The following is a 24582-nucleotide window of genomic DNA, read 5'->3' as shown; positions in this document are numbered from 1 at the left end:
CAAGACCTGCTAGTCTTGCATTCTATTATTTTTCAGTATGGACAAAATCCCCGCCGCTTAGACTTACTAGAGCTAGAAACCTGCCGCCGTGACAGACTCCGCCGCCCGGTTCATGACATAACCGCTATCCTTCGGCACCACCGGCGCCTCCGCCCCCCGGTTCCAATTCACACCGAAGCTGCTGTGCAGGGCCATGCGAACATGCGCCTCTTCGCCGGCGATCCCTTTCTCAAAGGACTTCACCTGATGGCCTAACAGCTCAAGCGTCTTCTGGAGCGGAACGTACAAGGTACCTTCGCGCACATCCATTTCGGGAAGCGTCAGTCTCTTGGTTTCCCCGCCGAAATGCAGCCCCAAGCCAAAGCTCAAAATTCCTGCTGCTGGTCTTGTAACGCGGAGCTCCCTTCGCCCAAGATCATACTCCGCCTGATACAAGCCGAAACGTACAGCCGCTGTGCGCGCCTCGTCCCTCCACTCTACCTTGCCGCCAAGCATCTCCGTTAATTGCCGCAAAGGCACCTGAACGCTTTGTTCCCCCAGCTGGAAGCGGTCCTGCTCCAGCAGCAGCGATTTGTCGCCGAACTGCAGCTTCAGCTGCGCCACGGCCGGCTTTCTCTCTTCTACTTTGGCCTTCTCCCCTTCACTTGGCTGGATCGCTTCCCCTGTTGGAGTCTCCTCGTTTCCTTTCGCCCATTCCTTCCTCTTCTCCGTTTGCTCCTGAACCATGGCGAGCTGCCGTTGATACGATTCCACAGCCACCTGCCGCGGCCACTTCGGTTTACCGGAGGAGAACTGAATCGGCCTCACTTCCGTGGTGAGAGAAGCAAACTCATAGCCTTTCTCCTTAAACAGCTTGATGATTCTCGGAAGCGCCTTCACGGTTTCCCCATGACCTCCGCTATCATGCATAAGCACCACCATTTCCTTACGGAAAGGGCCCTTGGCTACGGTCCCATAGATGTCCTCCGCCGTCATCCCCGCCCGCCGAGCATCCTCGCTGTCAATGTTCCAGTCATGTACCTCATACCCTGCCTGCTCCAAATAATAGAAATAGAAGGCGTCGAAATTCCCGTAGGTTCCCCCCGGTGCCCTTACGAGCTGCGGTCTTATTCCGGCTGCTTTCACAATCGCCTCCTCCGCCTTTTGCAGCTGCAGCCAGAAGTTGCCGAAGCCGGCATACAGCTCCGAATACACATGGTTGTAGCTGTGATTCCCGACGGCATGCCCCTCTTTGACCATCCGCTTCACCAGCTCCGGTCTTGCCTCCACTTGCTCTCCCAGCACGAAGAAAGTGGCCTTAACCTGCTCTCTATGTAAAATATCCAGGACCTCCGGCGTCAGCTTGCTCGGTCCGTCATCAAAGGTCAAATAAACGGTAGGCTTCTCGGCCGTTTGATAGGTTCGTCCCGCATCGACCCGCTTCCCCTGCTGAAGCTGCTCGAAGAGCTGCCGATCTTCTGCTTCCGATGACACTGCAGCCAGCGCAGGCCATGGCGGGCATATCAACAGCAGCAGCACTGCAGACAGCATGGCGGAAATCGCCTTGTGGATTCCATTTTTCACAAACAGCTTCAGCTTCGATGTCATGGAACAATCCCTCCGTATACTCTAGCAATTTGGGTTTACTAGAATATATGGGAGACGATGCGAATGTATGCCGATCTTTGGAAAAAGAAAAGGAGACCCGTCCCGGGTCCCCTGCATCTTCACTTACGGCAGCGCCTTGATAGCCTCCAACACATCGGCTACATGGTTTTTGATCCGAATCTTGCGCCATTCCTTCACCAGCACCCCTTGCTCATCCATGAGAAAGGTGGAGCGTTCCACACCCATGTATTCTCTCCCGTAAAGCTTCTTCAGCTTCCATACCCCGAACAGCTCGCACACCGTAAGCTCCGTATCGGATAGCAGAAGGAACGGCAGCTCATACTTTGCAATAAATTTATCGTGCGAGCTCAGCTTGTCCGGACTGATGCCGAGAACCGCCGTATTCAGCTTGCGGTAGTCCCCATGGTAATCGCGAAAATCACACGACTCCTGCGTGCAGGTCGGCGTGTTATCCTGAGGGTAGAAGTAGATCACGACCTTCTGACCCCGATATTGCTCCAGCGATACCTCTTCCCCATTCGATGCGGGGAGCGTAAAGTTCGGTACCTGCTTGCCCACTTCCACTTGTGCCATTCTTGCTGCAGCTCCTTTCAAGATTCCCTGGACCCAAACGAACATTCGTGCTACTATTTCCATATGGTAACAATAGGTGGAGTGACCCGCGGTGCAGCCCTCTTGCGAGGAGGTGATGCTCCTCTGGTCACCCTTGGTGCGCTTTATCTGATGCTGAAGGTACTTCCCACAATCCTGAGCCTTTGGTTCAGCGGTCGTAAGCTGTACAAGCTCATCCGTAGAAAGCGAAACAAGCGAAAAACCACCGTATAGGATTGGCCCCCTTCGGTGGTTTTCGCCAGTAAACATTCGTTTTGCTTGCGCGCCGCGGGTGTCCACAGCTTGTTGCCTAGAGGATTATGTGATGTTCCCGCATCACATGATCCTTTTTATCATACGTCATTCAATACCCACATCATACCACACTCCAACAAACACTGTCCATTCTCTCCCAGCCCGTGCCTGCTCCTTACGCCGCCTAGGATCCTGCTCCACGATACCTTTTCACACCATAATTCCATACCGTTAAACCGAACGTCAGGAATGCGAGTCCCACCAAGGGCGTCAGCAGAGCGAACATTCCCCAATTCGCCCGATCCAGGAAATACGCCGCCGGGTAGAACCCGACGAAACCGAACGGCAAAACCCATGTCAGCATAAAGCCGAGCAAACGGTTGTAGATCGTCATCGGATACCGCCCGTAGTTCTGAAGGTTCCAGAGCAGCGCCAAAATCCCCGTAGGCGAGTCCGAGAAGAAGGAAAGCGACGTAAAGAAAATATAGACGCCTCCGTAGATCATGATCGAGCCGAGCACAAGCGCCACGAATACGAAAGGATCGTACCACATCAGGTCAAGACCGAGCTGCGATCCGGAATACACCATAATCAGGAAACCGACGAGTGCGCTGAAGAGAGACGACGGATCCATATTTTCCAATATCAGCTGAATCAAATTGTATGCCGGTCTGGTCAGGATCCGATCCAATTCCCCTTTGACGATATATTTTTCGCTGAAGCCCCACAAATTAAAAAAAGTAATGAACAAGCCATACGGCACCATAAAATAACCATAGATAAACAATACCTGCTGCTCCGTCCACTCATCGATCCTGGCGGTATGCTGGAATACAATTAAGATGAAGAACAGGTTCAGCACGTTAAAAAGCAAGTCGGACATCACTTCGATCCAGAAATCGGATCGGTACGTAAGCCGCGTTTTCATGTAATTTTTCAAATAGTCTACCAGCAATCCTGCATAGAACATACCCTTACCCTCCCTGCACGAACAAACGGGTTCTCGCGCCGCGCCACAAGAGCCATAGCGGAATAATCAGAATCGCAAACCAAAGCAGCTGAATGCCAAGCACATGGTAGGCTGCGTCGCCTGCGACCTTCCCGGTAAAAACGGAGCCCGGCAAATAGGTGATGGCTTGGAACGGCAGCAGCTTCATCACACTCTCCGCCCAGCCCGGGAAGAACGACATCGGTACGACGAGACCCGAGAACAAGTCTACCGCTACACGCTTCATGCGCATCATACCTTCGTTGTTTTCCAGGAAGAAGGCGAACAGCCCGGTGATAATGTTGATCTGCGAATTGATCAGGAAGCTGAAAAACAGCATAACGAGAAAGATTGCCCACACACCGGGATCCGTCGGAAGGCGAACCGGGAAAAGCAGAGTCACAATGACCATCCCCGGCGTGGTAAAAAGCAGCAGCCGGAACAAGCCCTCGCCGAGGCCTTGCATCATTTTTACAATAATATAGTTATAAGGACGAATGAATTGGATCGCCACGCTGCCGTCCTTTATCTCATTCGCAATCTCTCTGTCCAAGTTATTGAAATAAAACGCACGTGCCATCCACGAGACGGCCACGTAGGTCGTCATCTGCGTAAGGGTCATGCCGCCCAGCAATTCCTTGGCTCCGTAAATGGCCTTCCATAGAAAATAGTATGCGCCGATGTTGAGCGCATAAATAATGATGCCGCTGTAATAATTGACACGATAGGCAAGCATCATAAGAAACCGCATCCGAATGATATCCAGGTACGCTTTATGCATGAACAGCCACTCCCTGCTCCCGCTTGGGCCGTTCCACATTCGCCGTGCCGGACTTATAAATTTCGCGTACGATATCATCGGTGTTGGTCTCGACGATCTTGATATCTTCAATGTTCATTACACCGACGATGCGGCTGAGCACCTCGGATACATTCACCTGCTGTGGGATCCATACTTTCCCGGTTAACGAATTCTCAAGGCTCCAAGCGACTTCCAGCCCACGGGTCAGCTCCTGCAGTCTCTCCAGCAGCACGGGCTCAGGGAATTGCAGCACGACTTCCTTTCCTTTGCCCCACTTGGCCTTCAGCTCCTCCAATCCGCCGTCATAGATAATACGGCCGTCGTCGAGCATAATGACTCTGGAGCAGAGCGCTTCAATATCCTGAAGGTCATGCGTTGTCAGCAGAATTGTCGTTCCGAAGCGTTGGTTCATCGATTTGAGAAACTCGCGAATTTCCGTTTTCACCACAATGTCCAGTCCGATCGTCGGCTCGTCCAGGAACAAAATCTGCGGATTGTGAAGCAGAGAAGCCGCCAGCTCACAGCGCATGCGCTGACCGAGACTAAGCTTACGCACCGGGCGGTTAAGCAGTTCCCCAAGCTGTAGACGCTCGACGAGCTCGTCCAATCGGCTCTTATAGTCGCTCTCCGAAACACGGTACACCTTGCGCAGCAGCTGGAACGACTCGATCACGCCGATGTCCCACCAGAGCTGGCTTCGCTGACCGAAGACTACGCCGATCTCTCGGACGAATTTCTCCCGCTCCTTAAAGGGGATATAACCGTTTACCTTGATATGTCCTGAGGTAGGGACGAGAATGCCTGTCAGCATTTTGATCGTCGTGGACTTTCCGGCCCCGTTCTCACCGATATATCCGCATATTTCCCCTTGGGGAATTTGAAAGCTAATGTCTTTTACCGCCGTAACTTGGTTATACTCTCGGTTAAACAGATCGCGGATTGCGCCCCCGAGGCCCTCGCGGTTTTTCTGCACCTTAAACTCCTTGCGCAAATCCTTTACATCTATAGCCAGCATAATGCTTTTGCTCCTCCTGTCATATTTTGACGATGCTTGCAGTGTCGAATGCATAGCATTTATAATAGAATGAAATTGTTTCCTGCCGAAAAACAGCATGTTTTTGCAACAAAATCGAATCCTAAATACGTTTACTTTGTAATGATACACGAACTCCCTGAGAAGGAAAAGCGACCGTCGACTCACACACAATCCACGGAGGAAAGGAATGGATCCGTATGGTACGTAAGCTCAAATGGGTATTGCTGTCGCTGTCACTCATTGTACTGGTTGCAATCGGCTATTATACATATGCCTTTTTAAACTTTGCAAAGAACATTCAAGAGGACCCCGCGACGAAGATAGGCAGTATCCGGCCCAGTCAACTAAGCAGTAAAAATGGAGAGTCTTTGCTCCCGCCCAAGTGGGAGGGCAAGGACCGTGTGAATGTTCTGATTCTCGGAGGGGACTCCCGCGGCTTGAAGAAGAATGAGGTGCCGCGTTCGGACTCTATTATGGTGGCCTCCATTGATCCTGCTACGAAGAAGGCGTATTTGTTCTCGATTTTGCGGGACACGTATGTAAAAATTCCCGATCACGGCGAGGACCGGATCAATGTCGCTTATGCCTTGGGCGGCGCGAACCTGGCGATGAAGACGGTAAGCGATCTGCTCGGCATTCCGATTCAATATTACGTGTACACCGACTTCAAGGGCTTCGTTGCTCTGGTTGATGCTATCGGCGGTATCGAGATCGATGTGGAGAAGGACATGAAATATAAGGACGCTTATGACGGTCCGGAATATGATATCGATTTGAAGAAAGGACTGCAGACGCTGGATGGCAAAAAGGCGCTGCAATACGTCCGCTTCCGTCATGATGCCCTAAGTGATTTCTCCCGCACGGAACGGCAGCGCAAATTCCTTCAGGCTGTCGCCGCGAAAATGCAAAGCACCGGCTCGCTGATCCGGCTTCCCAAAATTTTAAACAGTATCGATCCTTATATTGAGACGAACCTCTCGACGATGGATATGCTTAAGCTGGGAACGCTTGGCTATGAAGCGAAAACCGAGGGGATGGTCAGTCAGCAAGTGCCGCCGCAGGAGCTGCTTGTGGAGAAACGCGTCGGCGGCGCCGAAGTTCTCGGGGTCGATCAGAATCGGTTAAAGATCTACGTGAAGGCTTTGTTTGAAGGCAAAGATCCGATTATGGCGATTCACGAGAAGCCGGCGACGACCACTAACGTGAAGAGCACCCCGTCTCTGGGTACGGTCAGCGGGACTGGCAGTACGAAAGCAGGCTCAAGCACGGGCACAGGCTCGACATCCGTCAAGGGGACGACTGCGAACCCGACGGCAGGGAACGGCAGCACAAGTACGGCTAACGCAGCGCCCAAGCCCGGCACAAGCACAACGGGCACGGGTACATCCGTAACCGGAACGGCCGGGGGCGGAATAAGCACCGGTACAAAGCCAACCGCTTCGACCGGTACAAAAACAGGAACGGATTCGAATACCGGCGGCACTGCGGCAACATCGCCGGATGGTACCAAGGCCGCTCCGACGCCAACACCGACCCGTACGGAAACGGCGAACACCGGTTCGGCCAGCCCGTCTACGGCAACCGGTACGGGAGGAGTCACGGATGCATCGGGCTCGAATACCGATGAACCCGCAACCCCAGGCGCACCTGTGCCAAGAAAAACAGTACAATAAGTTGATAAGGAATGACCGGAGCCCCCGCTTCTGTCATTCCTCTTTTTTATCCCGTAAAATTACTACTTGCTATCCATTTTACGCAGCATCCTCAATATTCCCCATAAATTGGGCTGCAGCCGCTGTAACCTTTGCCAGCCGCCAACGTCTATGAGAGCAGAATAGGATAAAGGGGTTTGGTAACCATGGAGAACAAGATCACCCATCGGAAACGAGGCATCGGACGAATCCTTCTGCTCTGCGGCTTGCTCCTTGCTGCCTGTGAGAATGACACGCCCCCTGCGCCCTCCGGCGTTACGAAACCAGAACCGGGGGCAACGGCTCCCAATGCCAATGTGGAGCCCTTGAAGCCTCCCCAAGCGGATGGCATCCCCTCCGGTGAGGTTCGCATGCATCTAAGCTCGGACCCCCGGCTGCAATCGCCCATTACGACCTTGGTTTCCCCGGGGAAACAAGAGCTCGTGGTTCGCTTCGGCGATGCGATGAATACCGCTTCCGTGGAGCAAGCGATTCAGAAGCAGCTTTTTATTCCCGAAGCTTCCTCTTCCCCCGCAGCTGTCAAAATCGACGTAAAGCTCCAGTATCGGTGGGAAGGCGATCGGACGCTCCATGTTACAGCCGAGCCCGTGATCAATAAGCTTCCTGATTACCCTTTATTCCGTTATCAAATCGATGTAAGCGGATCGCTTACCGCCGGCGGCAGCGTCTTGGGGAAGGTGCCCGCCTTTCAGGCCGTTGTCGATCCTCCGTCACAGCTATGGCGAGTATCTGCCGACGGGGCGAGACGTGAGAAGGTCAGCGGCTTTACAGAGCCTTATTGGTTTCAAAGGCTGGACGGCGATCCGAATTACGTAATCGCTACTCGTACAACCGGGTACTGCGAATGTGATGCTCCTTCCCTTAAGCATTACTCCGTCTATGATGTCGCAAATAAAGAACTGGTGCATTATCCGGTTATTTTACACACTACGTATCAAGGTCCAGGGCAATTCGTGGCCGATACGCGCGGCTTTTTCTATGAAGAGACCAACCAAACGGTTCCATCCAGTACGACAACCCATAAAATTAAAGTGGATGGCTACGTTCATGGTGCCTCTCTCAGCAAGGACCGAAACTATGTTCTCATGGCCGTAGGTGAGACTAAGGAAACGACGGCTAACTTGGATTTCATCTTATATAAGCTGTCCGACGGAACCGCGAAACGGATGCCTCAAGCGCTGCTCGGATCCGTTCCGGAAAATATGGTGAGCAGCGGGCTGATGCCGGTTCCTTTTACGGACAATGGCAAGGAAGTGCGTGCGCTATTAATGAAGAATACCAACTTCGACTGGACCGTGAACGTATACGCCTGGGACAAAGGAAGCTGGCAGCAGCAGGAACAGCCTGAGATGAACCGTTCAGGGGACGGAGTCTATGCTGTGGACACGTCCGACAGACTTTATCATAACGACAAGCTTGTTCAGGGGGTGAAGGCCCCTTCCGGGTTTCAAGGCATATGGCTGGGCAAGACGCACCGGTATGTCTACTTGGACTACAATTTTGAAGAGGCAAACGCCAAGAAGGTCCCGCCGAAAGGAAGTCTCTTTGTCTATGATGCGGACCTCCACAAAGCTCAGCAGCTCGTATCCGGACTGGACCAAGGCGATATGCTGTTCAGCACCAGCAGTGACGGCACGTGGATCTACATCCTGTCCAAGCATGAGCTTCCAGGCAAGCAGTAACCGCCGTCAGTTTACCTCCCTCCGCAAAATGGCTATAATGTTCTCTTAAGAAGTTTCTATCAGGAGAACAGAAAGCCGATGCCGGCAGGGAGGTTTTTTGCATTGAAAAGAACACAATCGGAGGCGCTGTATCAAGAAGCGCTTGACCATATTGTCGGAGGGGTCAACAGCCCCTCCCGATCGTTTAAAGCTGTGGGCGGCGGCGCCCCTGTCTTTATGAAGCGCGGACAGGGCGCGTATTTTTGGGATGTAGACGACAATCGCTACATCGATTACTTGGCCGCGTACGGACCGATCATTGTCGGACATGCCCATCCTCATGTGACGGAGGCCATCGTCCGGGCGGCCCAGAACGGCACCTTGTACGGGACGCCTACCGAGCTTGAGATCGAATTTGCCCGCATGCTGAAGGACGCTATTCCGTCTTTGGATAAGGTTCGCTTCGTCAATTCGGGTACGGAAGCGGTCATGACCACCATCCGTGTTGCCCGTGCTTATACGAACCGGACGAAAATCATCAAGTTCGCCGGCTGCTATCACGGCCACTCCGACTTAGTGCTCGTGGCCGCCGGCTCCGGCCCGTCAACCCTCGGGATTCCGGATAGTGCCGGCATCCCTACCAGCATCGCGCACGAGGTGATTACCGTGCCGTATAACGACCCCGCCGCGCTCGAGGCTGCCCTGGAGCGCTGGGGCGACGACGTCGCCGCCGTGATGGTCGAGCCCATCGTGGGCAATTTCGGCATGGTGATGCCGAAGCCGGGCTTCCTCGAGGGGCTCTGCACCTTGGCGCGCAGCAACGGTTCCCTCGTCATCTACGACGAGGTGATCACCGCCTTCCGGTTCCACTACGGCGCGGCGTCCACCTTCGATGGCCTCGGCGATCCCGCAGCCATCGAGCCCGACCTGACGGCCCTCGGCAAAATCATCGGCGGCGGCCTGCCGATCGGAGCTTATGGGGGCCGCAAGGACATCATGGCGCAGGTCGCGCCCTTAGGCCCGGCTTATCAAGCCGGCACGATGGCGGGCAATCCCGCGTCGATCTCCGCAGGCATCGCATGCCTGCAAGTGCTGCAGCAGCCGGGCGTCTACGACCGGCTGGACGAGCTGGGCCGCCTGCTGGAGGACGGCCTTACCGCCTCCGCTCAGCGTCACGGCGTTCCGCTGACGGTCAATCGGATCCGCGGCGCGCTCTCCACTCATTTTTGCGACCATCCGGTCATCAATTACGAGGAGGCCCAGGATACCGACGGCGAGCAGTTCGCGAGATTTTTCCGCCTTATGCTTTCCGAGGGCGTCTGCCTCGCGCCTTCCAAGTACGAAGCTTGGTTTTTGACCACCGCCCACACGGAAGATGATGTTATACAAACGATCGAGGCGGCTGATCGGTCCTTTGCCGCGTTGAAGCGCCAATAAACTTCATTTATCATCCAAATCACGAACTATTATCGGTTAACGGTAATAGTTCGTTCGTTTTTATAAACCTAACATGATATGTTAAGTTTTTACCTTTATTCACCTGATATACAGAATATATAGCGCTTACATTTGTCGATTCTCCTGATTGTTCTATTGTCTAGCCATCATTTTCGTGTTATTCTAATAATACTTTTACCTTTTTAATGTCGGCTATTATTGGAAGGTTGTTGTCATGGAAGCTATTGGGACATGAGCTCATTTTGTCGATATAGGGCACTTTATTTTTTATAAGCCCTATGCCAAGTCTGTTTCCGTCCTGCCCAAAGAATCGCAGAGTTGGTCATTTATGCATCGAACTGAATTTTTATTCATGCCTTTCATGCTGATGACTTTGTCCGCTTTCTTACAAGCGATCATGTTGTAACCTTTGTTTCAGGGTTCGCCCTATTATTTTTTTGGGAGGTGACGGTCAGCCTGCTGACCAATAGAATGAACGAAGTAATGCGCAATGAAGGCCGCTTTCAGAACTTGCTGGCAACCGAACATGACAGTTGCGGTATTATCTGTATCGTAGAGAAGGATGGATTTCCATCCCGCGACAATATTCAAAAAACGATCGACGCTTTGGTTAAGATGGAGCATCGTTCGGGCTTTATTAACGGAGAAGGCGACGGCTGCGGTATTTTAACGGATATTCCTCGGGCCCTCTGGGAAAGCAAGCTTAGCAGCGCCGGCCTGGACGGCAAGCTTGCTTATGACGAGCGCTTCTCCGTCGGACATATTTTTGTTCCGCGCAAGCTGGACCAGTCCGTAGAAGAGATTCAGAAGGGCATCCGCGAGCTGTTCGCACAGTTCGGTGTGAATATTATTCTTGAGCAGGAAAATCAGGTGGACAGCAGCGTGCTCGGCCCGAACGGCCGTGCGGATGAGCCTACGTTCTGGCAGATCGCCGCGCTTTGCGACAAGCAAGGTGTGAAGGTTGCCGATCACTTGTTCGAGCTGCATATTGCCATCGAGTCCAAATACTACGTTCACGTCGCTACACTCAGCAATGTGACTGCAGCCTATAAGGTCATGGGCGCGGCCAGCATCCTGCCAAAATATTTCAACGATACGCGTGATCCTCTTTTCGCGGCACAAGTAACGATCGGCCATAACCGTTATTCCACTAATACACAATCCAGCTTCTTCCGAGTTCAGCCGTTCTCCCTTCTGGGTCATAACGGAGAGATCAACACGGTGAAGAAGCTCCGCATCGAGGCGGATATGGTCGGCGTGCCGCTCGTAGACGGCGGTTCCGACTCCCAGGATATGAACCGTACGATCGAAACGTTCATCCACCGCTTCAACCTCAGCTTGTTCGAGGCTATGGAGATCGTCTTCCCTCCGATCCTGAACGAGATGAAGCTGTATAGAGAAGAACTGCAAAATCTGTATGTTTATTATCGTCAAATGTGGGGTCATTATGCGCAGGGTCCTGCGGGTATCGTATCCCGATACGGCAATGAATGTATTTTCAGCGTGGATGCTCTCGGTCTTCGTCCGGTATGGATGGTAGAAAGCGAAACTTCGCTTTACTTCTCCTCCGAGCAAGGCGTCATTACCGTTGACGAAATGGTAGCAGATCCGAAGCCGATCGCTCCGGGCGAGAAGGTTGGCGTTCTGCTGACTCCGGGCGAGCATGTACAAGTGATTCCATATCACCAAGTACAGAACACCGTCTTGAAGCGTGCTCAGGCCCGCATTTCTTTGGATGGTCTGAACAAGTATCTGAAGGCGGAAGCTCCTGCTGTCGAAGCAGCTCCTAATGCCGACATCGTGCCTACCGATTCCATCTATAGTGCATTCGGCTGGGATCGCGACGGCATCAGCATGATCGAGACAACAGCGGAAACCGGCGCAGAGCCGATTCGATCCCTTGGCCATGACAGCCCGCATGCCGCTCTGGCTTGGGAACGTGTGAACATTCCTGATTTCATTAAAGAAAGTGTTGCCGTCGTTACCAACCCGGCGATTGACCGCGACCGTGAAATGGAGCATTTCTCCACTCGCGTGATCGTCGGACCTCGCCCTACCGTGTACGGCGCTCATGATGCCCGTCCTCGTTTCGAGGTATTGTATCCGCTCGTACTGGAGGGCAGCAACGGGGTTGACTCCCTTGAGCAGCTGCACCAGCCAAGCTTCGAGCAGATCGCTGCTTTCTTCCGCAGCCATGGGGACAATGCGGTAGCTACGCTTTCCACTACCTTCGCGCGCGGTACTTCGCTGAAAGATGCTTTGGAGCAGCTTGCTGCCGATGCCGTTACTGCCGTTCGCGGTGGAGCCATGCTTGTTGTTCTTGACGACAGCGACGCTCACCAAAACGATCGTTTGTGGCTGGATCCGCATCTTGCGGTTTCCAAGGTGGACATTGCGCTTCGCGCAGAGAAGCTTGGCTCCGGCGATAACCTGCGCCGTCATGCTTCCATCGTGCTTCGCAGCGGGGCCGTTCGCAACCTGCACGACATTGCTGTGGCATGCGGCTTGGGCGCCGATCTGATCTCTCCTTACGTGATGTTTGCAACAGCAGCCGTAAAGGACGGGGCTGTCGCAGCCCGCAAAGTGCATACCGCTCTGTCCAAGGGCTTGGAGAAGGTTATCTCCACTATCGGTACGCATGAGCTCAGAGGTTATACTCGCTTCTTCTCTTCCATCGGCTTGAAGCCGGAGGTGGCGGAGGTTCTTGATATCGTGAACTATCTCGGTAGTGACAATGTCGGTACCGGCTTTGCAGAGCTTGAAGCGGATGCGGAAGCTCGTTATAACGATTTCTCCAACGCTAAGGCCAAAGCTGCGAAAAACTTCCGTTTCTTCCAGCGCATGTGGAAGGCTCTCGGCGACGCTGCTTCCGGTACGGCACCTTACACCGATTACCGTGATAAGCTTCGTGAAGAAGAGAAAAAGAACGGCATTTCCATCCGTCACGTGGCTGACTTTAACTTCGAGAAGGCTTTGGCGGAAGGTCGCAAGCCGCTTGATAAGTCCCAGGTGGATATCAGCATCGGCGGCCACGATCTGCCTACGTTGATCTCCTCCATGTCCTTCGGTTCGCAGAACGAAACGGCTTTCCGTGCCTATGCGGAAGCAGGCGAGCGTCTGAACATGGTTACCATGAACGGTGAAGGCGGAGAGATCAAGGATATGCTCGGACGTTATAAGCGTACTCGCGGTGCTCAGGTAGCATCCGGACGTTTCGGTGTGAACGTAGAGCTGGCAACGGCGGTTGCGTTCCTCGAGATCAAAATCGGTCAAGGCGCGAAGCCGGGCGAAGGCGGTCACCTGCCGGGCTCCAAGGTTACAGCGAAGATCGCTGCTGCTCGTAACGCAACGATCGGCTCCGACCTGATCTCGCCGTCCAACAACCATGATATTTATTCCATCGAGGATCTGGCGCAAATCATCAGCGAGCTGAAGGAAGCAAGCGGACGTAAAGCGAAGATCATCGTTAAGGTTCCAGTAGTACCGGGTATCGGTACGATTGCTGTCGGCGTTGCCAAAGCGGGTGCGGATGTCATCACGCTGTCCGGCTTTGACGGCGGTACCGGTGCAGCACGGATTCACTCCATCACCCACGTTGGCTTGCCAACCGAGATCGGTACGAAGCTGGCTCACATTGCTCTGATCGAAGCAGGTCTTCGTCATCGCGTCGAGCTGTGGTCTGACGGCGGTATGAAGTCCGGTGCGGACGTTGTCAAAATGATTATGCTCGGCGCAAACCGCGTAGGCTTCGGATCCATCGCCATGCAGGCTGTCGGCTGTACGACTTGCCGCGGCTGTCACTTGGATACTTGTCACGTTGGTATCGCTACTCAGATCGACTCCATGGAAGAGGCTGAGGAAAAAGGTCTTCGCCGCTTCGTACCTCGCGTGTACGACACGGCTGTAGATTCCCTCGTCCGCCTGTTCAGCGGCATCGGTGAAGAAATTCGTGAAATCACAGCTCAGCTGGGCTTCAACAGCCTGCAGGATCTTGTCGGTCGTTCCGACCTGCTCCAGCAAGTAAGCCATAACGATCGCATCGACCTGAGCGATCTGCTGCGTCCGGCTCCACTGTCCTTCGCGGCAGCGCAAGAAGCTCAAGCTGAGGTGGCAGCAGCGGTATCCTCCGATATTCGTATCGCAGCCGGTGCTGAAGGCCAAGAATTTTTCCCGGATGCTGTGGATTACAGCGCACCGGTTGAGCGTCGCTGGTCCAAGGTGGATGCCGAGACTCGGATTCTCGGAAGCCGTTACTCCAGCCATCGCGTTAGAGACCGCTATGACGGCAGCTATGATCAGCTTCCGGCTGCGAACATCACCATCACCGATGGTTCCGTTCCAGGTAACGGTCTTGCAGCCTTCAACGCTCGCGGCATTAACATCACCGTACATGGTGGCGCGGAAGACGGCGTAGCGAAGATGTCTCTCGGCGGTAAGGTTGCCGTTCTGAAGTCGCTTGGCAAGCACAAGCAATTCATTAACGGCTCCGTCGGTAAATCGTTCGGTTACGGCGCGCAGAAGGGTCTGTTCCTGATCCAAGGTAATGCTGATACTCGCGCATGTATCCGTTTCTCGGGCGCGGACGTTGTCTTCGGCGGCGAAATCACCAGCCCGCTGCAGGATGAGCTTGGCGGATTGGCGGCACGCGCCAACCTGAAAGGATTCGCGTTCGAGTACATGACCAACGGCCGTGCCGTTGTGATGGGCGACCCAGGTCCATGGATTTGTGCCGGTATGACAGGCGGCGTGATCTACCAGCGTCTGGTGCCTGAGATGGGTCTGGACCAGGCTGCTATCGAGCGTCGTATCGCCAAAGGCGCGAAGGTCAAAATCGAACCGGTCGGCTTACAAAGCACTAAGGACCTGAACGAGCTGCTCGGCGCTTACCGCGAAGAGCTGGCGAACTCCGGTCAAGCAGAAGCCGCTGCGAAGGTCGAGGCTCTTCTCGCTAACCTGCAAGATCACTTCGTACGGATTGCTCCTGTAGGTCTGCAAGCAGATCAATCGGTAGCTACAGAATAGTAATGCGTTAAGCCCTCTGGAAAGATATCCAGAGGGCTTTCTTTTTCCCTTAAAGGCATAAAAAAGGCGCACCCCCCATTTGTTGAAGGATGCGCTTTTTTTATTATTAAGCTTTTGCCGTGCGATAGGCTTCGATATATTGTGCAGCTTTTTTCGCTACAAGACTGTAGTCCCCTGTTTTCACAGCTTCGGCGGTGAGGTCGGAGCCGATACCCACGGCCACCGCTCCGGCTTGAATCCACTCACCCAGATTACTAAGCGATACCCCGCCGGTCGGCATAATATTGGCTTGCGGCAGAGGTCCTTTGATCGCTTTGATCATTGATGGGGAGTACAGGTTGCCAGGGAACAGCTTAACGATATCCACGCCAAGCTCTAAAGCCCGCTGGATCTCTTGGATTGTCATCACACCCGGCATGACAGGCACTCTGTAACGGTTACAGAGCGTGATCGTTTCAGGATTGAGCGACGGACCTACCACGAACTCGGAACCACTTAGAATGGCAGCACGAGCCGTCTCAGGGTCAAGCACCGTGCCAACACCAATGATGGCGTACTTCGAAGGATCGGACGAGCTGCTGGAATATTTCTTCGCGAGCTTCTCGATCGCCTGCAGGGCAAACGGAACGGTCATCGTGACCTCAATAACCTTGATTCCACCCTCGATCGATTGCTCCGCCATCTCTACAACTTCATCCGGCGTTTCCCCGCGAAGAACGGCAACCACGCCTTCTTGCGAAATCTGCTGGAGTAATTTTAGCTTTTTCATCTAGTACACCATCCCTTAGCGTTCTACGTGCTTCACATTATTCAGGAATGCCTCGACTTGCTCCCAAGTCGGAATGCCCTCCCAATCGCCTTCCATTTGTACGACCATACAGCCAATCAGATTGCCAAGCTTCACGGCCTCGTCTAAGCTATAGTTCTTTAACAGGCCAACGAAGAAGCCCGCACAGAAGCCGTCACCGGCCCCTACCGTATCTACTACTTGCTCCGCCTTGAAGTAAGGTACGGAACGAACTTCTCCCTTCTCAACGATCAGGGTAACGTCGTCTCCGCCCTTTACAATCGATACAGCATTCAATTGATTCAGATGTCCTACGATCTCGTCGAAATTTTCCGTTTGATACAGCAGCTTCAGCTCGTCCAGCCCGGGTAGGAAATAATCCGCTTCCTTGGCCAAATCCAGCAGGACATCTCTCGCTTCATCAATAGACCACAGCTTCAATCTCAGGTTCGGGTCAAAGCATACCTTTACGCCGTGTTTTTTGGCTAAACGAATCGCTTCCTTCGCCGTCTCGCGGCAGGATTCGCTGAGAGCCGGTGTAATGCCCGTAACATGCAGATATTGGGCCTGCTTGATATATTCCTCATCCAGGTGCTCAGGACGCAGCGTACTGGCCGCAGAGCCCTTACGATAGTAGTATACCGATGTTTTGCCTGATACGACCTCACGAAGCATTAGGCCCGTCGGTGCTTCCGTAGTCAGCTCGACACGGGAAACATCCACACCTTCGCCCCGAATTTTCTTCAGAATTAAACGGCCGAAAGGATCCTTGCCTAACCGGCTGAACCATCCCACGCGATGACCAAGACGAGATACCCCGATCGCTACATTACTCTCGGCACCGCCAAATAAACCTTGAAACCCCGTTGCGTATTCGATTCCTTTGACACCATTAGGCATCATTAATGCCATTGTTTCCCCAAAAGTGATAATCTCCGGTTGAAACATCTGCTGTCCTTGGTTTGTCATGGGTTACCTCGACATCCATCCGCCATCCACGCAAAGGACGTGTCCGGACATGTAATCAGAAGCCTTCGATGCTAAGAATATAACTGGACCTTGCATGTCTTCCGGTGTTCCCCAACGTGCTGCAGGAATTCTTACAAGGATTTGGGCGTTTCTTTCCTCATCGGCACGCAGAGCCGCTGTGTTGTCCGTTTCCATATAACCTGGTGCAATGGCGTTGACTTGAATGCCCTTGCTGGCCCATTCGTTTGCTAATGCCTTCGTTACCCCCGCAATTGCATGCTTAGACGCGGTATAGCCCGGTACGTTAATGCCGCCCTGGTAGCTCAGCATGGATGCAATATTGATGATTTTACCTGATCCTTGTTTAATCATCTCACGGCCAACCAATTGGGAAAGGAAGAAAGCGGAGTTCAGATTTAGCTGCAATACATCATGCCAATCCTGTGCCGCATGATCCGCTGCAGGCGTACGACGAATAATCCCTGCATTGTTAACCAAAATATCAATCTTGCCGAAAACCTTCAGTGCCTCATCCACAACCCCTTGCAGAGCATTCTCATCCATCAGGTTGGCCACTACTGTGTGTACCTTACGTCCCATGGCTTCGATTTGCTCCTGCGTCTCACGGGATCGGTCATTACTTGTTACAATCACAATATCAGCACCGGCCTTTGCCAGGCCGATCGAAATGCCGCCACCAAGACCCACTGCTCCACCTGTAACAATCGCTACTTTACCGCTCAAATCAAAAAAACTCACGTTCCATTCACCCCTATATCATCTTATGAAATTGAACCAATTCGAACCGATATGAACCATACCGGACATGTCTGCCCCTTATATTATAAGTCAAAGCCTAGGAAATGACCAGCAATATACCGATTCGTCAACTTTATCACACCAAAAAAAGACCCTTATCAAAGGGTCTTGGCATGTACATTCTTATGATAAAGAAAAAGCCTTCACGAGAAGGGCTTCATCTTACGTCCCAGGAGGGATTCGAACCCCCGACCGACGGCTTAGAAGGCCGTTGCTCTATCCAGCTGAGCTACTGGAACAAAGGACGATATGGAGCGGGTGATGGGAATCGAACCCACGCTACCAGCTTGGAAGGCTGGAGTTCTACCATTGAACTACACCCGCACTATAAATATGAAAAATCGGGACGACACGATTTGAACATGCGACCCCCTGGTCCCAAACCAGGTGCTCTACCAAGCTGAGCTACGTCCCGAAGTTATAATGCTGGTAGAGGGACTTGAACCCCCACGGTTTCCCTCACGATTTTGAGTCGCGCGCGTCTGCCAATTCCGCCATACCAGCTTATTATGGAGCGGAAGACGGGACTCGAACCCGCGACCCTCGCCTTGGCAAGGCGATGCTCTACCACTGAGCCACTTCCGCATACTCACTAAGTGAGACACATTTGATACTTTACAATAAAATCACTTAACTTTCAATAGAAAGTTTTGGAGCGGAAGACGGGACTCGAACCCGCGACCCTCGCCTTGGCAAGGCGATGCTCTACCACTGAGCCACTTCCGCAAACATGGTGCGCGTAGAGGGACTTGAACCCCCACGGTCTCCCGCCAGATCCTAAGTCTGGTGCGTCTGCCAATTCCGCCATACGCGCACAAGGAGTAAAACATGGTGAGCCATGTAGGACTCGAACCTACGACACCCTGATTAAAAGTCAGGTGCTCTACCGACTGAGCTAATGGCTCTTAAAGCATGGCTGGGGATCTAGGATTCGAACCTAGGCATGACGGAGTCAAAGTCCGTTGCCTTACCGCTTGGCTAATCCCCAATAAGGTAATAATGGGGCGATCGAAGGGAATTGAACCCTCGAATGCCGGAGCCACAATCCGGTGCGTTAGCCACTTCGCCACGACCGCCAAGTTTATTAAAATAATGGCGGAGCCGACGGGATTCGAACCCGCGGTCTCCTGCGTGACAGGCAGGCATGTTAGGCCTCTACACCACGGCTCCGCGATAAAGATTGGTTGCGGGGGCAGGATTTGAACCTGCGGCCTTCGGGTTATGAGCCCGACGAGCTACCGGGCTGCTCCACCCCGCGTCGTGTAAATCTTATATGGTGGAGGCTGACGGGATCGAACCGCCGACCCTCTGCTTGTAAGGCAGATGCTCTCCCAGCTGAGCTAAGCCTCCATATTGCTATGACCCGTAGGGGATACTCATCACTGCGTGATGAGACTGCGAAGTATCGCTATCGAAGCTTATGCTCCGACGAACCCAAGGGTTCTCATTAAAGGGTATTGCTATGACCCGTAGGGGATTCGAACCCCTGTTACCTCCGTGAAAGGGAGGTGTCTTAACCCCTTGACCAACGGGCCTTATTAGAATGGCTCCCCGAACAGGACTCGAACCTGTGACAACTCGATTAACAGTCGAGTGCTCTACCAACTGAGCTATCGGGGAATGTTAATAACGAGTGTAAAGCGGTATTTCGCTTGGCGACGTTCTACTCTCCCAGGACCCTTCGGTCCAAGTACCATCGACGCTGGAAGGCTTAACGGTCGTGTTCGGTATGGGTACGCGTGGTTCCCTTCCGCCATCATCACCAAACGTGATGCTTCTGCTAAGAAACATCTAGGTTGTTGTTCAAAGCGACTTGCGCCTTGAAAACTGGATTCGAAACTTCAGCAAATGTCATATGCTTGTTGGATAAGCCCTCGACCGATTAGTATTCGTCAGCTCCACACGTTGCCGCGCTTCCACCCCGAACCTATCTACCTCGTCGTCTACAAGGGGTCTTACTAAATTGGGAAATCTCATCTTGAGGGGGGCTTCACGCTTAGATGCTTTCAGCGCTTATCCCTTCCGTACTTGGCTATCCAGCCGTGCCTCTGGCGAGACAACTGGTACACCAGCGGTACGTCCATCCCGGTCCTCTCGTACTAAGGACAGCTCCTCTCAAATTTCCTACGCCCGCGACAGATAGGGACCGAACTGTCTCACGACGTTCTGAACCCAGCTCGCGTACCGCTTTAATGGGCGAACAGCCCAACCCTTGGGACCTACTTCAGCCCCAGGATGCGATGAGCCGACATCGAGGTGCCAAACCTCCCCGTCGATGTGGACTCTTGGGGGAGATAAGCCTGTTATCCCCAGGGTAGCTTTTATCCGTTGAGCGATGGCCCTTCCATTCGGTACCACCGGATCACTAAGCCCGACTTTCGTCCCTGCTCGACCTGTATGTCTCGCAGTCAAGCTCCCTTATGCCTTTGCACTCTTCGAATGATTTCCAACCATTCTGAGGGAACCTTGGGGCGCCTCCGTTACTCTTTAGGAGGCGACCGCCCCAGTCAAACTGCCTACCTGACACTGTCCCTACACCAGCTAATGGTGCCAGGTTAGAACTCCGATACGATCAGGGTGGTATCCCAACGGCGCCTCCACGAAGCTGGCGCTCCGGCTTCCTAGGCTCCCACCTATCCTGTACAGATCGTACCAAAGTCCAATATCAAGCTGCAGTAAAGCTCCATGGGGTCTTTCCGTCTTGTCGCGGGTAACCTGCATCTTCACAGGTATTAAAATTTCACCGGATCTCTCGTCGAGACAGCGCCCAAGTCGTTACGCCATTCGTGCGGGTCAGAATTTACCTGACAAGGAATTTCGCTACCTTAGGACCGTTATAGTTACGGCCGCCGTTTACTGGGGCTTCGGTTCACAGCTTCGGGTTTAACCCCTAACCGCTCCCCTTAACCTTCCAGCACCGGGCAGGCGTCAGCCCGTATACTTCGCCTTGCGGCTTCGCACAGACCTGTGTTTTTGCTAAACAGTCGCTTGGGCCTTTCACTGCGGCCCCTCGGGCTATTCACCCTACCGAGGCACCCCTTCTCCCGAAGTTACGGGTCATTTTGCCGAGTTCCTTAACGAGAGTTCTTCCGAGCGCCTTAGCATGCTCTGCTCGCCTACCTGTGTCGGTTTGCGGTACGGGCACCTTCTCCCTGGCTAGAGCTTTTCTTGGCAGCTTGAACTCATGACCTTCGCTACTATAATTTCGCTCCCCCATCACAGCCAGCCTTACGATTAGCGATTTGCCTACTAACCAGCCTCGCTGCTTGGACGGACATCCATCAGTCCGCGTCACTATCCTTCTGCGTCACCCATTGCTCATAACGGTTCACGGTGGTACAGGAATTTCAACCTGTTGTCCTTCGACTACGCCTTTCGGCCTCGCCTTAGGTCCCGACTTACCCTGAGCGGACGAACCTTCCTCAGGAACCCTTAGGCTTACGGCGGACAAGATTCTCACTTGTCTTTTCGTTACTCATACCGGCATTCTCACTTGTAACCGCTCCAGCTGTCCTCACGATCAACCTTCACTGCTGTTACAACGCTCCCCTACTGCCCATAAATGGACTCATAGCTTCGGTGGTGTGTTTAGCCCCGTTACATTTTCGGCGCAGAGTCACTCGACACAGTGAGCTATTACGCACTCTTTCAATGGTGGCTGCTTCTAAGCCAACATCCTGGTTGTCTTTGCAACTCCACATCCTTTCCCACTTAACACACACTTGGGGACCCTTAGCTGATGATCTGGGCTGTTTCCCTCTTGACAATGGATCTTAGCACTCAGTCTGACTCCCGGTTAAAGTCTGCGGCATTCAGAGTTTGACTGGACTTGGTAACCCTTGGCGGGCCCCGCACCCAATCAGTGCTTTACCTCCGCGACTCATCACCCGAGGCTAGCCCTAAAGCTATTTCGGGGAGAACCAGCTATCTCCGAGTTCGATTGGAATTTCTCCGCTACCCCCACCTCATCCCCGAATTTTTCAACATTCGTGGGTTCGGGCCTCCAGTGCGTGTTACCGCACCTTCACCCTGGACAGGGGTAGATCACACGGTTTCGGGTCTACGTCTACGTACTTATTCGCCCTATTCAGACTCGCTTTCGCTGCGGCTCCGGCTTCTCACCTTAACCTTGCGCGTAAACGTAACTCGCCGGTTCATTCTACAAAAGGCACGCCATCACTCATTAACGAGCTCTGACTTCTTGTAAGCACACGGTTTCAGGTTCTTTTTCACTCCGCTCCCGCGGTTCTTTTCACCTTTCCCTCACGGTACTGCTTCACTATCGGTCACCAGGGAGTATTTAGCCTTGGCAGATGGTCCTGCCGGATTCCGACGGGGTTTCACGTGTCCCGCCGTACTCAGGATCCGTCTAGAGTCTCGGTTGCTTTCGGTTACGGGGCTGTTACCCACTTTGGCCGGCCTTTCCAGACCTGTTCGCCTACCAACCTGCACTCACATTGACGTCCTACAACCCCAAGGGGCAAGCCCCTTGGTTTGGGCTGTTCCGCTTTCGCTCGCCGCTACTGACGGAATCACTTTTGTTTTCTTTTCCTGAGGGTACTTAGATGTTTCAGTTCCCCTCGTCTGCCTCCTACACAGCTATGTATTCACTGTGTGGTACGTGAGTATTACCTCACGCGGGTTTCCCCATTCGGACATCCCCGGATCAAAGCCTGCTTACGGCTCCCCGAGGCATTTCGTCGTTCGCCACGTCCTTCTTCGGCTCCTGGTGCCTAGGCATCCTCCGTGTGCTCTTATTAGCTTAACCTGTCGCTCCATATGCTATTTCTTCGTTCCGTTGTGCTACGCACAAAGTCACTCCTAAACAGCATATTTCGCTACTAGCTATTGTAAGATCGGATGATCTTCGACATTTTGCTTTGTTTCGATATCCAGTTTTCAAGGAACAAGAGTTCTGAAAGGTTATTGCACCTTTCAAAACTGAACAACGAGGAGAGTGAGTTCGCTGCAACTGTTACATCGTAGAACGATGTCAGTTGTCAGCTATTATGTCCGATGGCCTGCAGCCATCATGGACTCCATAGAAAGGAGGTGATCCAGCCGCACCTTCCGATACGGCTACCTTGTTACGACTTCACCCCAATCATCTACCCCACCTTCGGCGGCTGGCTCCTTGCGGTTACCCCACCGACTTCGGGTGTTGTAAACTCTCGTGGTGTGACGGGCGGTGTGTACAAGACCCGGGAACGTATTCACCGCGGCATGCTGATCCGCGATTACTAGCAATTCCGACTTCATGCAGGCGAGTTGCAGCCTGCAATCCGAACTGAGACCGGCTTCTAAGGATTCGCTCCGGATCGCTCCTTCGCTGCCCGTTGTACCGGCCATTGTAGTACGTGTGTAGCCCAGGTCATAAGGGGCATGATGATTTGACGTCATCCCCACCTTCCTCCGGTTTGTCACCGGCAGTCACTTCAGAGTGCCCAACTCAATGCTGGCAACTGAAATCAAGGGTTGCGCTCGTTGCGGGACTTAACCCAACATCTCACGACACGAGCTGACGACAACCATGCACCACCTGTCTCCTCTGTCCCGAAGGCCTACGATATCTCTACCGTATTCAGAGGGATGTCAAGACCTGGTAAGGTTCTTCGCGTTGCTTCGAATTAAACCACATACTCCACTGCTTGTGCGGGTCCCCGTCAATTCCTTTGAGTTTCACTCTTGCGAGCGTACTCCCCAGGCGGAGTGCTTACTGTGTTTACTTCGGCACCAAGGGTATCGAAACCCCTAACACCTAGCACTCATCGTTTACGGCGTGGACTACCAGGGTATCTAATCCTGTTTGCTCCCCACGCTTTCGCGCCTCAGCGTCAGTTACAGTCCAGAAAGTCGCCTTCGCCACTGGTGTTCCTCCACATCTCTACGCATTTCACCGCTACACGTGGAATTCCACTTTCCTCTCCTGCACTCAAGTCTCCCAGTTTTCAGTGCGAACCAGGGTTGAGCCCTGGGCTTAAACACCAAACTTAAAAGACCGCCTGCGCGCGCTTTACGCCCAATAATTCCGGACAACGCTTGCCCCCTACGTATTACCGCGGCTGCTGGCACGTAGTTAGCCGGGGCTTTCTTCTCAGGTACCGTCATTTCCAGGGCAGTTACTCCCCGGAACGTTCTTCCCTGGCAACAGAGCTTTACGATCCGAAAACCTTCATCACTCACGCGGCGTTGCTCCGTCAGACTTTCGTCCATTGCGGAAGATTCCCTACTGCTGCCTCCCGTAGGAGTCTGGGCCGTGTCTCAGTCCCAGTGTGGCCGATCACCCTCTCAGGTCGGCTACGCATCGTCGCCTTGGTGAGCCGTTACCCCACCAACTAGCTAATGCGCCGCAGGCCCATCTGTAAGCCACAGCTTGCGCCGTGTTTCCAAGCCCCTCCATGCGAAGAAGCCATCTATCCGGTCTTAGCTACCGTTTCCGGTAGTTATCCCAGTCTTACAGGCAGGTTGCCTACGTGTTACTCACCCGTCCGCCGCTAGGGTCCGAAGACCCTCGCTCGACTTGCATGTATTAGGCACGCCGCCAGCGTTCGTCCTGAGCCAGGATCAAACTCTCCAATAAAGTAGTTTGACTTGCTCATGTTCAAAGCTAGCACGAATCCGAAGATTCGTTATATTTCACTCTCTCGTTGTTCAGTTTTCAAAGGGCAATAAATTCGTCGTTTCGAGCATTTTCGAGCACCGCTCCAAAAGCGACTTTTATAATATATCACATTCACCCAGTTCATTGCAAGTGTTTTTTGAAATTCTTTTTTTTTCGAATTCCTCAGCACTTGAAGAACTTGTCCGGCTCAAACGGCCGGAAGAACAATATAGCATGTTTCAAAATAGAATGCAAGTATAAAATCAAATTAAA

The 24582-nt window shown here is 53.1% G+C and carries 11 protein-coding genes, 15 tRNA genes, 3 rRNA genes and 1 pseudogene; 4 read left to right on the top strand and 26 right to left on the bottom strand.

Annotated elements, in window-relative coordinates:
* Positions 1-72: 72 nt before the first annotated feature.
* The 5 genes from QMO62_RS20490 to QMO62_RS20470 form a co-directional block, all read right to left on the bottom strand.
* Entirely contained in the window at positions 73-1587 is a 1515-nt protein-coding gene (locus QMO62_RS20490) for a polysaccharide deacetylase family protein (RefSeq protein ID WP_284643788.1), read from the bottom strand.
* A 123-nt stretch (positions 1588-1710) separates the two neighbouring features.
* Positions 1711-2181, bottom strand: a complete 471-nt coding sequence (gene bcp / locus QMO62_RS20485) for a thioredoxin-dependent thiol peroxidase (RefSeq protein ID WP_284643786.1) — start codon at positions 2179-2181, stop codon at positions 1711-1713.
* A 457-nt stretch (positions 2182-2638) separates the two neighbouring features.
* Positions 2639-3424: an ABC transporter permease gene (locus QMO62_RS20480; protein ID WP_284643784.1), complete on the bottom strand. Its 786-nt coding sequence runs from the start codon at positions 3422-3424 to the stop codon at positions 2639-2641.
* Positions 3425-3428: 4 nt separating this feature from the next.
* The gene (locus QMO62_RS20475) at positions 3429-4223 is read right to left on the bottom strand and encodes an ABC transporter permease (protein ID WP_284643782.1); all 795 of its coding nucleotides are present in this window, start codon (positions 4221-4223) and stop codon (positions 3429-3431) included.
* The gene (locus QMO62_RS20470) at positions 4216-5259 is read right to left on the bottom strand and encodes an ABC transporter ATP-binding protein (RefSeq protein WP_284643780.1); all 1044 of its coding nucleotides are present in this window, start codon (positions 5257-5259) and stop codon (positions 4216-4218) included. The genes QMO62_RS20475 and QMO62_RS20470 overlap by 8 nt, the downstream gene beginning before the upstream one ends.
* 218 nt (positions 5260-5477) lie before the next feature.
* Here QMO62_RS20470 and QMO62_RS20465 point away from each other — a divergent pair.
* The 4 genes and pseudogenes from QMO62_RS20465 to QMO62_RS20450 all read left to right on the top strand — a co-directional run.
* A pseudogene (locus QMO62_RS20465) lies at positions 5478-6569 on the top strand (LCP family protein); the annotation flags it as partial.
* 569 nt (positions 6570-7138) lie between these two features.
* Positions 7139-8674 (top strand): hypothetical protein, encoded by a 1536-nt coding sequence (locus tag QMO62_RS20460; protein WP_284643778.1) that lies wholly within the window; start codon positions 7139-7141, stop codon positions 8672-8674.
* 78 nt (positions 8675-8752) lie between these two features.
* A complete protein-coding gene (locus QMO62_RS20455; RefSeq protein ID WP_284643776.1) occupies positions 8753-10090 on the top strand; it encodes a glutamate-1-semialdehyde 2,1-aminomutase in 1338 nt (445 codons plus the stop codon).
* A 492-nt stretch (positions 10091-10582) separates the two neighbouring features.
* On the top strand, positions 10583-15133 hold the full coding sequence (locus tag QMO62_RS20450) for a glutamate synthase-related protein (protein ID WP_284643774.1): 4551 nt from the start codon (positions 10583-10585) through the stop codon (positions 15131-15133).
* 106 nt (positions 15134-15239) lie between these two features.
* Here the strand turns inward: QMO62_RS20450 and QMO62_RS20445 are convergent, their stop codons facing one another.
* From QMO62_RS20445 to QMO62_RS20345, 21 genes are all read right to left on the bottom strand, one after another.
* Positions 15240-15902, bottom strand: coding sequence for a bifunctional 2-keto-4-hydroxyglutarate aldolase/2-keto-3-deoxy-6-phosphogluconate aldolase (locus tag QMO62_RS20445; RefSeq protein WP_284643772.1), 663 nt, complete (start codon positions 15900-15902; stop codon positions 15240-15242).
* A 15-nt stretch (positions 15903-15917) separates the two neighbouring features.
* Positions 15918-16889 carry a sugar kinase gene (locus QMO62_RS20440; protein ID WP_284643770.1) on the bottom strand — a complete coding sequence of 324 codons (972 nt, stop codon included), beginning with the start codon at positions 16887-16889 and terminating at the stop codon, positions 15918-15920.
* Positions 16890-16892: 3 nt separating this feature from the next.
* A complete protein-coding gene (gene kduD, locus QMO62_RS20435; protein ID WP_284643768.1) occupies positions 16893-17648 on the bottom strand; it encodes a 2-dehydro-3-deoxy-D-gluconate 5-dehydrogenase KduD in 756 nt (251 codons plus the stop codon).
* A gap of 225 nt (positions 17649-17873) precedes the next feature.
* Positions 17874-17947: transfer RNA gene (locus QMO62_RS20430), tRNA-Arg, on the bottom strand.
* Positions 17948-17958: 11 nt separating this feature from the next.
* Positions 17959-18032: transfer RNA gene (locus QMO62_RS20425), tRNA-Gly, on the bottom strand.
* Positions 18033-18049: 17 nt separating this feature from the next.
* Positions 18050-18123: transfer RNA gene (locus QMO62_RS20420), tRNA-Pro, on the bottom strand.
* Between the two features lie 9 nt (positions 18124-18132).
* Positions 18133-18212 (bottom strand) — tRNA-Leu (locus tag QMO62_RS20415).
* A gap of 6 nt (positions 18213-18218) precedes the next feature.
* A tRNA-Gly gene (locus tag QMO62_RS20410) sits at positions 18219-18293 on the bottom strand.
* 66 nt (positions 18294-18359) lie between these two features.
* Positions 18360-18434: transfer RNA gene (locus QMO62_RS20405), tRNA-Gly, on the bottom strand.
* 5 nt (positions 18435-18439) lie between these two features.
* Positions 18440-18522: transfer RNA gene (locus tag QMO62_RS20400), tRNA-Leu, on the bottom strand.
* A gap of 15 nt (positions 18523-18537) precedes the next feature.
* Positions 18538-18613, bottom strand: a tRNA-Lys gene (locus tag QMO62_RS20395).
* Between the two features lie 8 nt (positions 18614-18621).
* Positions 18622-18696, bottom strand: a tRNA-Gln gene (locus QMO62_RS20390).
* A gap of 12 nt (positions 18697-18708) precedes the next feature.
* A tRNA-His gene (locus tag QMO62_RS20385) sits at positions 18709-18784 on the bottom strand.
* A 17-nt stretch (positions 18785-18801) separates the two neighbouring features.
* Positions 18802-18878, bottom strand: a tRNA-Asp gene (locus tag QMO62_RS20380).
* An 11-nt stretch (positions 18879-18889) separates the two neighbouring features.
* Positions 18890-18966: transfer RNA gene (locus QMO62_RS20375), tRNA-Met, on the bottom strand.
* 16 nt (positions 18967-18982) lie between these two features.
* Positions 18983-19058, bottom strand: a tRNA-Val gene (locus QMO62_RS20370).
* 113 nt (positions 19059-19171) lie between these two features.
* Positions 19172-19243 (bottom strand) — tRNA-Glu (locus tag QMO62_RS20365).
* A 9-nt stretch (positions 19244-19252) separates the two neighbouring features.
* Positions 19253-19328, bottom strand: a tRNA-Asn gene (locus tag QMO62_RS20360).
* Between the two features lie 30 nt (positions 19329-19358).
* A 5S ribosomal RNA gene (rrf, locus tag QMO62_RS20355) occupies positions 19359-19475 on the bottom strand.
* Between the two features lie 95 nt (positions 19476-19570).
* Positions 19571-22476 (bottom strand): 23S ribosomal RNA (locus QMO62_RS20350).
* 277 nt (positions 22477-22753) lie between these two features.
* Positions 22754-24288: ribosomal RNA gene (locus QMO62_RS20345) — 16S ribosomal RNA — on the bottom strand.
* The 16S, 23S and 5S rRNA genes sit together here with 15 tRNA genes alongside, the layout of an rRNA operon.
* Positions 24289-24582: the final 294 nt, after the last annotated feature.

The sequence above is a fragment of the Paenibacillus silviterrae genome (assembly GCF_030167925.1).
Lineage (GTDB): Bacteria > Bacillota > Bacilli > Paenibacillales > NBRC-103111 > Paenibacillus_G > Paenibacillus_G silviterrae.
The sequence above is the reverse complement of the archived record's forward strand: the minus strand, read 5'-3'. Positions and strand labels throughout refer to the sequence as shown.

What these genes read in the sequence shown, in the direction of transcription:
- QMO62_RS20460 (WP_284643778.1), top strand. Translation starts at nt 7,139, where the DNA reads ATGGAGAACAAGATCACCCATCGGAAACGAGGCATCGGACGAATCCTT.
- QMO62_RS20480 (WP_284643784.1), bottom strand. Translation starts at nt 3,424, where the DNA reads ATGTTCTATGCAGGATTGCTGGTAGACTATTTGAAAAATTACATGAAA.
- QMO62_RS20450 (WP_284643774.1), top strand. Translation starts at nt 10,583, where the DNA reads ATGAACGAAGTAATGCGCAATGAAGGCCGCTTTCAGAACTTGCTGGCA.
- QMO62_RS20440 (WP_284643770.1), bottom strand. Translation starts at nt 16,889, where the DNA reads ATGACAAACCAAGGACAGCAGATGTTTCAACCGGAGATTATCACTTTT.
- QMO62_RS20470 (WP_284643780.1), bottom strand. Translation starts at nt 5,259, where the DNA reads ATGCTGGCTATAGATGTAAAGGATTTGCGCAAGGAGTTTAAGGTGCAG.
- QMO62_RS20475 (WP_284643782.1), bottom strand. Translation starts at nt 4,223, where the DNA reads ATGCATAAAGCGTACCTGGATATCATTCGGATGCGGTTTCTTATGATG.
- QMO62_RS20490 (WP_284643788.1), bottom strand. Translation starts at nt 1,587, where the DNA reads ATGACATCGAAGCTGAAGCTGTTTGTGAAAAATGGAATCCACAAGGCG.
- QMO62_RS20445 (WP_284643772.1), bottom strand. Translation starts at nt 15,902, where the DNA reads ATGAAAAAGCTAAAATTACTCCAGCAGATTTCGCAAGAAGGCGTGGTT.
- QMO62_RS20455 (WP_284643776.1), top strand. Translation starts at nt 8,753, where the DNA reads ATGCCGGCAGGGAGGTTTTTTGCATTGAAAAGAACACAATCGGAGGCG.
- bcp (WP_284643786.1), bottom strand. Translation starts at nt 2,181, where the DNA reads ATGGCACAAGTGGAAGTGGGCAAGCAGGTACCGAACTTTACGCTCCCC.